General features: G+C 36.9%; 9 protein-coding genes. All 9 read left to right on the plus strand.

Annotation, left to right across the window (positions count from 1 at the left end; genetic code table 11):
- Positions 1-42: 42 nt before the first annotated feature.
- Positions 43-1,527: a hypothetical protein gene (locus RCC89_08920; GenBank protein ID WMJ73283.1), complete on the plus strand. Its 1,485-nt coding sequence runs from the start codon at positions 43-45 to the stop codon at positions 1,525-1,527.
- Entirely contained in the window at positions 1,524-3,065 is a 1,542-nt protein-coding gene (locus RCC89_08925) for an oligosaccharide flippase family protein (GenBank protein WMJ73284.1), read from the plus strand. Before RCC89_08920 ends, RCC89_08925 begins: the two co-directional genes overlap by 4 nt.
- A 27-nt stretch (positions 3,066-3,092) precedes the next feature.
- Positions 3,093-4,565: a hypothetical protein gene (locus RCC89_08930; protein WMJ73285.1), complete on the plus strand. Its 1,473-nt coding sequence runs from the start codon at positions 3,093-3,095 to the stop codon at positions 4,563-4,565.
- A gap of 1 nt (position 4,566) precedes the next feature.
- Positions 4,567-5,811 (plus strand): hypothetical protein, encoded by a 1,245-nt coding sequence (locus RCC89_08935; GenBank protein WMJ73286.1) that lies wholly within the window; start codon positions 4,567-4,569, stop codon positions 5,809-5,811.
- A 174-nt stretch (positions 5,812-5,985) separates the two neighbouring features.
- Positions 5,986-7,023 (plus strand): hypothetical protein, encoded by a 1,038-nt coding sequence (locus RCC89_08940; GenBank protein ID WMJ73287.1) that lies wholly within the window; start codon positions 5,986-5,988, stop codon positions 7,021-7,023.
- 12 nt (positions 7,024-7,035) lie between these two features.
- Positions 7,036-8,472 carry a hypothetical protein gene (locus RCC89_08945; protein WMJ73288.1) on the plus strand — a complete coding sequence of 479 codons (1,437 nt, stop codon included), beginning with the start codon at positions 7,036-7,038 and terminating at the stop codon, positions 8,470-8,472.
- A gap of 59 nt (positions 8,473-8,531) precedes the next feature.
- Positions 8,532-9,629 (plus strand): DUF1972 domain-containing protein, encoded by a 1,098-nt coding sequence (locus tag RCC89_08950; GenBank protein WMJ73289.1) that lies wholly within the window; start codon positions 8,532-8,534, stop codon positions 9,627-9,629.
- Positions 9,630-9,772: 143 nt separating this feature from the next.
- A complete protein-coding gene (locus RCC89_08955) occupies positions 9,773-11,005 on the plus strand; it encodes a WcaI family glycosyltransferase (protein WMJ73290.1) in 1,233 nt (410 codons plus the stop codon).
- Positions 11,006-11,047: 42 nt separating this feature from the next.
- Complete coding sequence (locus RCC89_08960) at positions 11,048-12,469, plus strand: undecaprenyl-phosphate glucose phosphotransferase (GenBank protein WMJ73291.1); 1,422 nt, start codon at positions 11,048-11,050, stop codon at positions 12,467-12,469.
- Positions 12,470-14,213: the final 1,744 nt, after the last annotated feature.

Below are 14,213 nucleotides of genomic sequence, written 5' to 3' on the forward strand. Positions count from 1 at the left end.
GAAGGTAGTCTGACGACCTTTGTTAGGAAATATTTATAAGTTATGTTACAAAATACATGTGATCTTGATCATGAATTGAGGGGGATAGAGGTGCCATCTGAAGATTTCTGTATAGTAGGCGGAGCTGCTTTAAGTATGTTGGGAATAAGAGAGCATAATGATATAGATATTGTATTGAACAGGTCTAAGTACAGGGATTCTCCTTCAGACATTACATCTCAGCTCCCTGAAAATGTTGATGTAAAAGTAGGATGGGGAATGCCTTTCGTAAAAGATGATAAACTTATTCATTCTGACAAATACTATCTAAGGGTTAATGGCTATAAAATAGCTCGCCCGGAAGTAATTTTAGGCAGGTTAATACGAAAACATAAGAAGGAACAGCTTAAGGATATTAAGCTCCTTGAGGAATACGCTACTTCGTCAGAGCATTGGGACTGGAACCTTGTTAAAGAGTTCGCATTTTCTAAAAAGCAAGTAAAGAAAAATAAACCTAAGTTGTTAAAGAGGCTCTCAGGTGTATGGGATGGGGGAATAAATAAGTTTCGAGGATTTCTTTATAGGAGTCGGAATGACAGTGCCTTTGTTTTCAGATTTTTACTGGCGAAGGTCAATCAGAAACTTTCAGGAATATCTCCAAACTTGCAAGCTCAGATGATGCAGAAAGTTCCTGTAGGAGCTATTCTTGGAAGACAGTTTATTGGGAATGAATTTGCTAGGTATGATGTTTTGTTAAGATATCTTACAGCACGTTCTATAGATCTTGGTGACCATAGGTTAAAGCCTGTATACAAGCAAATGCAGAAAGCTAGGGTTAACCGGGACACTTATATGAACATGGTTATTCTTGTAAAAAGTGTTAAGAGAGCTGGGTTCAACGCAAGCTTTCCTCTTCCTTTGACGCAGGAAGGACGTGTTATAGATGGAGCCCACCGTCTAGCAACTGCACTATATTTTAAAATAGCAGAATTGCCAGTTGATGTTAAACCAGTGCGTCAGGTCGTTGACTATCGCAGATCTGTTTTGTCTGGTTACGGCATAGAAGAGCCAATTCTTCAGGCCTTAGATAAGGTTAGGGATGAGCTTTTTGAACGCGAAGGGGTCTGGTTTCCTCTTATTGTATGGCCTCCTGCCCAAGAATTTTTAGCTGACATTGTTAGTTATGTTAAAAAAAGATATCGTGTTCCTAAAGTTGTTGAAATTGATCTTAGCAATAGGTTAGAAGATTTTGTAAGAAAGGTAAATGTGTTAGACAACACAGAGCTTTGGAAAGTGGAGTTGGGAATTAATGATATGTTGAAGTTTTTACCGAAAGTTAGCATACTTGCAGTGGAAATTCCTGAACCGACTTTTAGTCTAAAGAATGTTTGTTTGGAAAGTGAAAAGCTTAAATCGGATATCCATAACAACTTTAAATGTAAAATGGATAATTATTTTGATTTTATTTTTTCTATGGGAAAGAACCATGAACAAAACAAACGCCTTTTGGAATTAGTGCGGGTTTATGAAGCCGAATATAATATATGATGCAAGACCCTGCTACTAAACAAGCGGATGATACCAGCTTGGTTCGGAAGGATATTAATCCGAAGAAAAAAGGTTCAGCAACAGGCCAATTTGCTCAGAAATCAGCAGTATATATAGTTGGAAATCTTCTGGAAAAAGCATCTCTGCTTCTTTTGATTCCTCTATTCACCAGGATGATGAGTACAGAAGAATATGGTTTTTACGGTGCTGCGGTGGCTTTATGTGGGGTTGTTATCCCGCTGGTTGACTTAGGGCTGAGTGCTTCTTTGGCTAGGTTCATACATGATTACTTTGACGATAAAGCTAGATTGTTAGGATATTTAAAATCTAGCTTTTGGTTAAGAATTTACTCTTCTTTAGTTTCTTCACTTTTCTGTGGCATAATTCTTTATGTTAGCTGGAACTGGCTTTTCGCTGAAAATCCAGTAGGAAAAGGTATTGTTTTGTGGATTGTTCTATTTGCCCTAGGTACTACGTTGGTTAATTTTGCTTGTTCTTACTTTAGGACGACATATCAAGCATTTAACTTTGCTATCTGTAGGATTGGACAAACTTTCTTGCAATTCGCTTTTGTGCTGTATGTTCTTTTTAATGTTGAAAGTAGTGCAGAGGCTATTCTTAATGCTCAGGCAGTGGGGGCGATTTCGGCAGGTTTATTGGTCATGGGGATATTTTATTTCAAAAATTTTTTCCGTGTATCCGATATGAAGCTTTCTCCTTTGGATGCAAAAGATAATTTAAGGTTTGGTGTTCCTCTTATTCCTCATCAGCTAGGAAACTGGCTTCGGTCTGCCTCAGATAGGGTTATATTAGGAAGGTTTGTGTCTTTATCTAATGTTGGTTTGTATCAGTTAAGTGTCAATATCGGTAATGTAATGAGTATCTTTGTTTCCTGTATTGATATGGCCTACAGCCCTTTGTTTTACAGAACTCGAAAAGTCAAAGGTAAGGATGCTGTTTTTATGTATAGATCATTTAATAATTGCTATTTAATTATAATGGGCATATTGACACTGTCTGTAGCTCTTTTTGCTAGGGAGATAGTTTTTTTACTGGCACCAGAAGATTATGCACAAGCTGCTCTTATAACCCCTCTAATTGTTTATGCTATTTATTTTCAAGGGCAGTATACATTGGTTATAAAACCGTTGTTCTTTCATAAAAAGACAAAGATAGTTCCCGTTCTTACCTTGTTTCCAGGTTTGGCCGGAGTCGCAGCTAATATAATTCTACTCCCTGTTTTTGGTTTTATGACAGTGGTGTGGGTCAATCTTTTAGTTTACTTTATAACTTTTATTGTGGTTTATGTTAGAAGTAACAGTATTGAGGATTCTGGATACCCTATCAAACTCGGTTTTTTGACTAACACCTTAGTTGGAGTGCTGTGTATATATCTTACCTATAATACCTTTGTTCCATGGGAAATAAACTCTTTAGTTTTACGTATAATCTTTATAATGGGGCTAACGATGTTAGGGTGGTTTTACGTTATAAAAAAAGAAATTCCTTTCCTAAAAGAAAACCTTCAATTCAGGTAGTTGATTATTAAGTTGTTGTTTATATAGATGAGAGCAGATATTAAAGGTACATCAATTTCAGAATCTTCTAAAATTAGAGCGCTTTGTGAGCAGTTCTGGGAAATAGAGCGTCAGTTTGACCTTTTTAACAAAAAAATAGACAATATAGATTTCTGGATACTGTTAAGGGTGTCGCTCTTTTCAGCCATTTGTGAGCAAAAAGGTGTTTATGGGTCTGCTCAAGATAATCTCAGTAGTAAATCTATTGTTGATAAATTACTTATCGTTTCCGGTGCAATAAAAAATTTTTTCTTAAACAAGCCGTTTAACACCAGTTCTAAAAAGTTCTTTTTTGTAGGTCATCCCCGTAGAAAGTATATCGATGGCTTATGGTGGGATCTATATGTTGATCCTATTTTGGATAAAATGGAAATGGATTATTATTTTCTTGAACATCCTTATTTAGGCAGGCATTTTACACCGGCAAAATCATCCGATATCAAATTTATAGACCTACAAGATACTTTTATTAGGTGGAAGTCTAGTCGGTCAAGGGTAAAGCTGACACGTGAAGATGAAAGTTTTATCCAACAAATTGAAGATGCTGTTAACAGTCGTTTTGGTGTTTGCTGTGATATTGAGAAAATGGTGCATAAGCGAGTTCCTCTGCATAAAATGTACGAAAAATTCTACTTCAGACTATTATCAAAGGTGCGTCCATCTATAATGTTTTTAGTGGTAAATTACCTGCCTTCCTCTTTTGCCCTTACTAGCGTGTGTAAAAGGTTAGGTATACCGGTTGTCGAACTTCAGCATGGGACTATTTTTAAAAATCATATGGGATATAGTTTTCCTGACTTGAATATTAAATGCAAGTATCATCCAGACTATATATTTACTTTTGGAGATTTTTGGAAAAATGGGATTCAATTTCCTATTCCTTCTGATAAGGTTTTAACCATGGGATACCCTTTCTTCTCAGAAAGAGTGAGTAAGTTGAGAGCAGATGCGCAAAATAAGAATGTTATAACTTTTATTTCACAAGGAACCATAGGAAAGGAGCTTGCAAAGATAGCGCTTAGGTTGAGAAACAAACTTTCTTCAGATTATACCATAAACTATAAGCTACATTCATCCGAGTATAGCTCTTGGAGGAAAAGTTATGAAGGGCTAGACTCTTCGCCTGGGATAAATGTTATTGAAAATGACAAGCAGGATCTGTATGAAACTATGGTTGGGTCAGAGCTTATTGTAGGGGTTTACTCTACAGCTCTTTATGAAGCAATAGCGCTAGGAGTCCCTGTTGTTTTAATTGACCTTCCTGGAATAGATAGCATGGAAACTTTAATAGATTTATGCCCAGAAATAGTTATAAATGGTGAAGATGACATTGTTCAACTGTCAAAGGAAGGATTTAAGAATGCCTCTAAAATAGATAAAGAGTTTATTTTTGAGACTGCTTGGATGGAGAATTTATCCGTTAATGTTGATAGAATATTAAAAAGGAACTCGTCTTCATAAAATGAGTAAATTGGGAACAGACAGCTTTAAATATAGGAAACTCCTTTTTTTTGTTTTTGTCTTGACATTTCTAATTGGTGGCTCACTTCAGGTGGTTGGCCTGATTTCAAATACAGTCATGACAGTTGGAATCGCATTCCTTTTGTTTTTGGTTTACATTAAAGAGAAGCTACAGTCGGTGAAGGATGCTTTGCCAACCAAGTTTTTCCTAGTACTAATGGCATTAATTGCCGTTTCGGGCTATTCCAATAAAACACCTGTCTTTCTTATTTTGCTCTATATGCTTCTTTTTGCGGTAATTCCCGCACTTGTTTCGTATATTATTATAAATAATTTACGAGGGAAACTACATTTGCTTACCAAGTTCTTGTTTGTTGTAGGCTCATTACAGCTTCCTGTGATTTTTATTCAACAGACGTTTTTCTCAAGTATACTTTCAGTAAGTGCACGTTCTGTTTCTGAAACTGATATAGGTTTTGGGACATTCTTTGTTGCCAACGATCACGGTCTTGGTTTTTTCTTATTATGCCTTATTGTTTATTTGCTGTTTTACAAGACAGGTCTACGAAATGGGACTAGGTTGTTTTTAATTTTCTGGTTTTCTCTTACCATCCTTTTTGCTAATTCTTATATCTCTTTACTATTATTGGCAATTGTATTTCTTTATTTTACCGTTGTAAACCTAAATTTAAGAATCGTTATTGTCTCATTCTGTAGTATCGGTCTATTTTTTATGTTTCTAGCTTTTTCTGGTTATCAGGAAGTAGTTGAGGAAAAATATATGTTTATTTATAAGAAAATTTTTGAAAAAGATTATGAATCTACAGCTGTCGATATAGTTTCTCAAGCAAAATATGCTGAGAGGGGGGATATATTGTTGTATTTTTTAGAACAAACTTTTGAGGTAATAGGTAGCGGGCCTTATAGTTATTTTGATCCTATAAATAAGGAGTTTACTTTATTCCCAAATTTTAGCCAACTTCTATGGTTTTATAATGACATTGGGTTTATTGGAGTGATTTTAGTAATTATTATTTTTACAAGAGTTTACTTTAAATATAATTCGCTTTGGAGTCCTGCAATTCTTTACTTGGGAATGATTCTTGTTTTCTCTTTCTTTTCAAATACATTGAGTGACTTGGCTTTTAACATTGTATTTTATCTTTTTGTAGTCAATGGGTCAGATGTATTGTTAAAGGATAAAAAGGGGAAGGTTGAGAAAAAGGTTTGTTCTACAAATAATTAATAAGAATTTTACTATTAAAAATATATGAATTTAGTTTGTATACCTTATCATGATTGGCGTAAAATAGAGATGGAAGGTGCCCGGACGAGGGATTCGCATATCATACATCACTTGACCCAAAGTGAAAGGATAGACAAAATTGTAATTGTCAACCGGCCGATTACTCTTGTAGAGATGATTCTGAAAAAGAAAAAAAGAAAGATCAATGGCCAGGTTGTGTTTAAGTATAAAAACTCTTCTTTATATAAAGTAGACGAGAAAACATATGTCTTTGACTATTTATCAGGAGATGTATTAGGCCCTATCTTGAAAAAGAAAAAATGGTTTTTAGATAGTTTTGGGTCTGAAAACTTTATACATTGTTTTAATAAAAGCTTGGCATACATTAATTTCAGCCCAGATGTGTTTTTTACACAAAATATTTTTTCTGTTAACTTCCTGAAAGGGCTCGGTCGTCAATGTGTGTTTGACGCATGGGATAACTTTTTGCTGTTTCCAGAAAATAAAGTAATTGAGCAAGATTTAAAAAGTTCATATCAGGAGTTTGCCCATAATGGAAGTGTTTGGGTTACAAATTCAAAAAAGAACTTGGCTTACTATGATAAATTTTATAAACCCCAAAAGTGCTATTTAGTAAAAAATGGGGTCGATGTTGAGGTTTTTAATCAAAAATATACTGTTCCTGAACATCTCAACAAACTGCCCCGACCATTAATTGGATTTGGAGGTAAAATAACACACCTGTTTGATTATGATTTGTTCAACTATGTTGTGTCGAAACACCCTGATAAAAGTTTTGTTATTTTAGGTCAGGTTATTGATAAACAAGTTTTTTCAAAAATTAAGCAAGCACCAAATGTTTTTTACCTTGGAGATATCCATTATTCTCTTTACCCATCATATGTAACCAACTTTGATTTGGGCATCGTTCCTTATGTAACGAATCAACTTGAGCATGGAGCGGATAGTATCAAAGTTTATGAATATATTGCTGCGGGTTTGGGGGTGGTTGGAACTCAAGGTGCTGGCATGAATGAAATGTCAAAGTATATATATGTTGCTGATAATAAAAATAGTTTTTCTAATTTTATTAATGAAGCTTTAACGAATAGAAAAAAAGAATGTCTTGATCATTTTCATACGTGGGCTAGTAAGACAGAAAGCATTATCAATATATTTGATAGTGTAATCAAGGGAACCAAAATTGTTTAGACTATTGGTTTTATGAATCTTAAACAACAATACTATATTTTTCTTATCCCAATTGTCTTGATTTTTTTACTTTCTTTTTTTTACAAAGAAAAACCTGCAAATGAAGATGTGTCAATAACTGTTTCTTTAGATAATAAAGATGATGCATATAGTTTTACGTCATTAATTGGGGGGAATATCGCTCATAGTGGAGAGAAAATGGGTGTTTGGCCTGACTCGGTTTTTAGGGTATTAAAACATACCGGAATTAGACATTTTCGGTTGCACGACACCAAAAGTTTAGACTGGGACATTATTTTCCCAGATTGGGATGCGGATCCACATTTGCCAGAAAATTATTCATTTGAAGATAGTGATAGAATCATTTCCTATATGGTCGAAAATGGATTTGTTCCATTTATTCGATTGGGCGTTAGTGTAAGTGCTAAAAGAAACAACAGAGAAGTAGGACTTTGTCCTCCTGATCCTAAAAAGTGGACTATAATTGTAACAAAAATTATGGAGCACTATATGGAGGGGTGGGCAGATGGGTACCACTATCCTATAGAATATGTTGAGATTTGGAATGAGCCAGATCTTGGATTTTGGACTGGGTCTCCAGATGAATTTTATGAATTAAGCTACTCAGCACTTACTAATTTAAAGGAAAAGTTTCCTGAGTTAAAGGTTGGTTTGTGTGGCATCTCCAATATTAGAAAGAACAAAACGTTTGCAGAAGGGCTTCTTTCTTATCTGTCAGATCCTAACCAAAACGGTAAAGACGAAGATAAGGTTGAAATAGACTTTTTTTCATGGCATGTCTATGAAATAAAAAGAGGGGTTTCTATTTTTAAGGAATTTACATTGTTAGTTCAAGATCTCCTTGATAAGTATGGGTATGGAGATGTCGAAAGTATATGTACAGAATGGAACGCTGATTTGCCGTCAGAATATATCAATAGTAAAGCGGCTGCCGTTGATGTTGGGATGACATTGCTGTGGGCTGAGGAGTTTGGACTTGACGGCTTGTTCTTTTACCCTTTAATAGACGACTGGGGAATGTTTGTGCCTAATAAATCAAAGTCATCAGACAATGTTACTTACCTTTCACATACACATGTGGCTGATGTTCATAAAATGTTTGATAACTTTAAGCTTGTTACTTCTTACTTGTTAAAAAGTTCAGTGAAGACGAGTGGAGATAATGTACAGATATTGGCAGCGGTATCTGAAGATAATGATGTTTTGCAAACAATGGTTGCTCACCAGTTTGATCAAGTACGCCCTTTGAAATTGAAAGTAGAGAGTTGTACTAAAAAAAAAGCAAAATATACTATATTAGATGTTGATAATGGTGCTGAAAAGGTTAGAGAGGAGGGAATTGTTGATGTTTTAGCTAATGGAATTGTCAGGCTTGAAATAGATATGCATTCACAAGATGTGTTTGTTGTAAAGCTTGAGTTTTTTTAATCATTAGTTGTGCAGTAGGGATTGAGTTTTATGTTTAAGTTTGTTGGAAATTTGATAAAATGCGTATTGCTATATTTGGTACAAGGGGAATACCTAACTATTATGGTGGGTTTGAACAGTTTGCACAGTATTTGTCTGAGTACCTTGTAAAAAAAGGACATGAGGTTTGGGTTTATAACGGGCATGACCACCCATATAAAGAACCTAAATGGAATGGAGTAAATATAATCCATGCATTTAATCCAGAAGTTTGGGTAGGTACTCCTGGCCAGTTCATATATGACTTGAACTGTGTCTTGGATACACGGAAAAGGCAGTTTGATATTATTCTTCAACTGGGGTATACAAGTAGTTCTGTTTGGAATTGGCTGTTTCCTAAAAGCTCATTTCTTTTGACTAATATGGATGGTCTTGAGTGGAAGAGAAGTAAATACTCTAAACCTGTGCAAAGGTTTTTACGGTATGCAGAAAAACTGGCTACCAAATTTTCAGACTGCCTAGTCGCCGATTCTATAGGTATAAAGACATATTTAAAAAAGAAGTATAATCAAGACTCTGTTTATATACCTTATGGTGCCCATGTATTTGAAAGTCCTGATGAAGTGGTACTTGAAAAGTATCAACTTTATAAAAACGACTACTCTATTCTTGTAGCAAGGTTTGAACCTGAGAATAATATTGAAACTATTTTAGATGGATATCTAAAGTCGAACGTTGATAAACTTTTGGTAGTTATCGGTAACGACCAAACGAAGTACGGTGTATATCTAAAAGAGAAGTTTACTAATGATAAAATAAGGTTTTTAGGAACAATTTATGATTTACAAATTCTAAACAACTTAAGGTATTATTCATATGTTTATTTCCATGGGCATAGTGTGGGAGGCACAAATCCTTCTCTGTTAGAAGCAATGGCTTCTTGGGCGTTTATTTTTGCGCATGATAATATCTTTAATAGAAGTATTTTAGATAACGATGCTATTTATTTTGACTCATCAGATTCCCTTTCTCAGCTACTGAACCAATTTGATAAAAATGAGAAATCTTATGAAATGGTGAAAAGTAACATAGAAAAAATAAAACAAGTGTATTCATGGGACAATGTTAATTATCAATATGAATGTCTTATGAAGAAAAGTTTAACGGATTTATGTTAAAAGAATTTGTTTCATTTAATGACTTTTAGTTTAATGTATTTTTTTTGTAATTAAGTTAGCTCTATGTGTTATAAGTGAAAAAAGGGATGATTAGCTAATTATAACTTACATGTGTTTACGATTTATAGGACTTAGAATAAAACATGAAAATCCTCGTCTACGGTATCAACTACTATCCAGAACTAACAGGGATAGGTAAATATACCGGTGAAATGTGTGAATGGTTGGCTGCAAAAGGTCATCAGGTTGAGGTGATCACGGCCATGCCTTATTATCCTGAATGGAAAATCCGTGCCGATTATGCAGGGAAAAAGCATTTTACAGAGATAATTAAAGGGGTTAAAGTGCGGCGGACGCCTTTATATGTGCCCACTGAAATAACGGGAAAATCCAGGATCAGGCAAGAGATTTCTTTTATTTTCAAGTCTCTCCCCCATTGGATACCGGCTATGTTTAGGTCTTATGATGTGGTCATTGGTATCTGTCCTCCCTTGCAGACAGGCGTTTTCCCGCTTTTATATAAGTTTTTCAGGAGAAAGCCCTTGGTTTTTCATGTGCAGGACCTGCAGGTAGATGCCGCCAGAGATTTGGGTATGTTGAAGAACAAGTTTTTTCTGAACCTGCTTTTGGGCATAGAAAAATACATTATTAAAAAGGCCTCCGGTGTTTCCAGTATCAGCCCCGGGATGAAAAGGAAGATTTTGGCAAAGGGCGGGCTCGAGAACAATTATATAGACCTACCCAACTGGAGCGATACTGAATTTGTGCGGCCAATTTCCAAAGAATGTTCTATGCGCAAGGAGTTTGGGTATGGTAAGGAGGACAAGGTGATTTTGTACTCCGGAAACATGGGCAGCAAGCAAGGACTGGAAGTGGTGCTGGAAGTCGCAGAGCAATTTTCTGGACGTAAAGATGTACACTTTCTCATGGCCGGGGAAGGGGCAGGAAAGAAAGCCTTGAAGGAAGCTGCGGCCCGCAAGGGACTGCAGAACATGCAGTTTGTCGGACTGCAACCTTATGAAAAACTGCCGGAATTTTTGGCTGTGGCAGACCTTCACTTGGTGGTGCAGAAAAAGGCTGCATCAGACCTTGTTCTCCCTTCCAAATTGATGAGTATCCTCTCAGCGGGAGGAGTGCCGGTGGTGACCGCCCTGCCCGGGACGAGCCTCTATGATTTGGTACGTGACAGGTCTCTAGGGTTTATCGCAGAACCGGAAAGTGAAACAGCCTTGTTTGAGGCGGTTTCCAAGGCTTTGGAAGAAGACCTTTCCGTTTACCGTAAAAATGCCCGCAGATATGCAGAAGAAGAGTTACATATCAGCAAAATTTTATCTAATTTTGAGCGTACTTTAAAAGACACTTTTTACGTTAAATAAGGGAGAAAGTACACTTGCCCTGATTTTAGGAGATTAGTTCAAATGACCGATAAAAAGCACCCTATTCCTCTCAAAAGGGGGTATTCACGCTTTATAAATTTTATACATTTTTCTGGGGACCTGACCCTCTTGAATTTTGCATTTTTTATTACTTACCTTAACTACATTGGTGAGGATCTGTTGAGGCCTGTCAATGATCATTATGTATTCCTGCATTTGGCTTTTAACTTGGTTTGGGGTTTACTCGTCATGTTGATTAACCTCTATGACATCAAGCGTGTTATACGGATAGAGCGTGTAGTGTGGGACCTGATCAAAGCTACTATACTTCATGCACTGGTTATTTCTGCTTTTATTTTCTTTATTCAAGGTTATTACTATAGCCGGGTGCAGATTTATGTTACTTATGCTGTCTTTGCTTTTCTTATTTTGGTATGGCGGCTTTTGTTTCTTTGGTTTCTGCAGTACTACCGAAAAACCGGTTCGAATTTTAAAAACGTAGTTATCGTAGGGGCAGGCGGTGCTGGTAATCAAATTTATCAGTTCTTTAAGAAAAATGAAGCTACAGGGTACAGGTTTGTAGGTTTTTTTGACGATAAGCCTGAAAAGTCAATTTATAAAGATCAGATTGTGGGTCGGGTTTCAGACCTTTTAAACTTCTCAAAAAAAACACATATAGATGAAATTTTCTGTGCACTGCCACTGACTGAAACAAAAAAAATCAGGGAACTGATGACTTTTGCCGATAACCATTTGATTCGTTTAAGGCTTGTTCCTGATTTTAGAGGGTTTTATAACAAGAAGGTAAATATTGAGTTTTACGACCAGGTACCTGTGCTTTCCCTTAGGCCAGAGCCATTGGAAAGTTTATTGAACCGCTTTGTCAAAAGAAGCTTCGATATTCTTTTTTCTGGGTTGGTCATTGTTTTAGTCTTTCCATGGCTGTTCCCTATTTTATTTGTTATGATAAAACTGTCCTCTCCTGGTCCTGTGTTTTTTAAGCAAAAGAGAAGTGGAAGGGATAATTCAGAGTTTTACCTATATAAGTTTCGTTCTATGCAGGTAAACAGAGACTCTGACTCTAAACAGGCAACCGCCGGGGATCCTAGGGTAACTAGAGTTGGTAAATTTCTCCGGAAGTCTAACTTTGATGAGCTGCCACAGTTTTTTAATGTTTTGATGGGCAATATGTCTATCGTCGGCCCTCGGCCACACATGCTGAAGCATACGGTAGAGTACTCAAGGATCATTGACAAATTTATGGTAAGACACTTGGTGAAACCTGGCATCACAGGCTGGGCTCAAGTGAACGGCTTTAGAGGTGCTACCACTGATCCGCGCTATATGTTAAAAAGGGTACGGTATGATTTGTGGTACATAGAAAACTGGAGTTTTCTTCTTGATCTTAAGATTATTTTCCTTACGGTTTATAATATGTTTAAAGGTGAGAAGAATGCGGTTTAACGCCTCTCCGCACCTGTTTCGGAGCTTGTTTGGGTAAAGGACTTTTGGTTGTTTAATTGCCCCGTAACGATACCAATGTTAATATTATCCTCTGTCCCTTAATACTCTTAATTGTCATCCTGACGAAGGAAGGACCTGTTTGTGGTAAGCTGTGTTGGTTGTTTGTTGGGGAATGTTACCAAACCTGACGATAAGAGCATCATCGACTCATTAAATAACCGCATCATCAATATATCTTTAATAATCCTAATGAGCTAATGTCACCTAAAGCCCATTCTCCATTTTTCTTACCTTTTTTGCTTGTCCAAAAAAGGTAACCCAAAAAGGACACTATGGCTGAAAGGCATATTGCCACGCGCTAAACGCACAGCCTTTTCTTGACAGCGTAAGTGTTTAATACCAGACCTGACGATGAGATTGCTTCGTCGTGCCTCCTCGCAATGACGTTGGGGTAATGGGTAATATAATGAGTAGTGAGGCGGCATTTTTAAAAATCCGGCAGCCCACAAGCCGCAATATGCCCACGCCAGCCATAGAGTCCCCGCCCGCCCTTAGTAGCTACCGGACTGCTGATTATGGAGTTATTCTTTTTGTCTACTTTTCGGATCTTACCAGTTAGGAGGTTATCGCAAATTTTGACTGTTAGTTTTTTGGGATGGTGTTTTAATGGTGGTAAGCTGTTTTGGTTGATTATTTGTGGGAGAACAATATTAGACCTGACGATGAGATTGCTTCCTCGTTCCTCCTCGTAATGAGTGGAGGGGTGAGTTGTAATAGAGGGTGTTATTATCTGGTTGATTGTAGAAACATCTTTCCTTTAATCCTGTCTATCCTTTCATCCTGCGAATCCCGGTTCAGACAGTATAATACCAAACCTGACGATGAGAGCATCATCGACTCATTAAATAACCGCATCATCAATATATCTTTAATAATCCTAATGAGCTAATGTCACCTAAAGCCCATTCTCCATTTTGGTTACCTTTTTTGCTTGTCCAAAAAAGGTAACCAAAAAAGGACACTATGGCTGAAAGGCATATTGCCACGCGCTAAACGCACAGCCTTTTCTTGACAGCGTAAGTGTTTAATACCAGACCTGACGATGAGATTGCTTCGTCGTGCCTCCTCGCAATGACGTTGGGGTAATGGGTAATATAATGAGTAGTGAGGCGGCATTTTTAAAAATCCGGCAGCCCACAAGCCGCAATATGCCCACGCCAGCCATAGAGTCCCCGCCCGCCCTTAGTAGCTACCGGTCTGCTGATTATGGAGTTATTCTTTTTGTCTACTTTTCGGATCTTACCAGTTAGGAGGTTATCGCAAATTTTGACTGTTAGTTTTTTGGGATGGTGTTTTAAACGCTAAAAATAAACAATATAGCTGTCTCCCCGCACCTGTTGCGGGGTCTGTTTGGGTAAAGCAGGAATGTGAATTGCAAAATATTAGGCAGGTGCCAGCGTCTGACAGATTCCTCCTGCGTCGGAATGACAGGTTATATATCATTGCATCATCATATCATCGAATCATCCTTTTGTTTCTTATGAAACAATGCCGCGGCAATCTGTTTGCCGTGAGCTGTTTTGGTTGATTATTTGTGGGAGAACAATATTAGATCTGACGATGAGATTGCTTCCTCGTTCCTCCTCGTAATGAGTGGAGGGGTGAGTTGTAATAGAGGGTGTTATTATCTGGTTGATTGTAGAAACATCTTTCCTTTAATCCTGTATATCCTTTCATCCTGCGA

This window comes from Cytophagaceae bacterium ABcell3 (genome assembly GCA_030913385.1).
Classification (GTDB): Bacteria; Bacteroidota; Bacteroidia; order Cytophagales; family Cytophagaceae; genus ABcell3.

Bases quoted from the DNA above. Each gene is read 5' to 3' on its own strand.
- RCC89_08920 (WMJ73283.1), top strand. From the start codon at position 43: ATGTTACAAAATACATGTGATCTTGATCATGAATTGAGGGGGATAGAG.
- RCC89_08930 (WMJ73285.1), top strand. From the start codon at position 3,093: ATGAGAGCAGATATTAAAGGTACATCAATTTCAGAATCTTCTAAAATT.
- RCC89_08925 (WMJ73284.1), top strand. From the start codon at position 1,524: ATGATGCAAGACCCTGCTACTAAACAAGCGGATGATACCAGCTTGGTT.
- RCC89_08935 (WMJ73286.1), top strand. From the start codon at position 4,567: ATGAGTAAATTGGGAACAGACAGCTTTAAATATAGGAAACTCCTTTTT.
- RCC89_08960 (WMJ73291.1), top strand. From the start codon at position 11,048: ATGACCGATAAAAAGCACCCTATTCCTCTCAAAAGGGGGTATTCACGC.
- RCC89_08940 (WMJ73287.1), top strand. From the start codon at position 5,986: ATGATTCTGAAAAAGAAAAAAAGAAAGATCAATGGCCAGGTTGTGTTT.
- RCC89_08945 (WMJ73288.1), top strand. From the start codon at position 7,036: ATGAATCTTAAACAACAATACTATATTTTTCTTATCCCAATTGTCTTG.
- RCC89_08950 (WMJ73289.1), top strand. From the start codon at position 8,532: ATGCGTATTGCTATATTTGGTACAAGGGGAATACCTAACTATTATGGT.
- RCC89_08955 (WMJ73290.1), top strand. From the start codon at position 9,773: ATGAAAATCCTCGTCTACGGTATCAACTACTATCCAGAACTAACAGGG.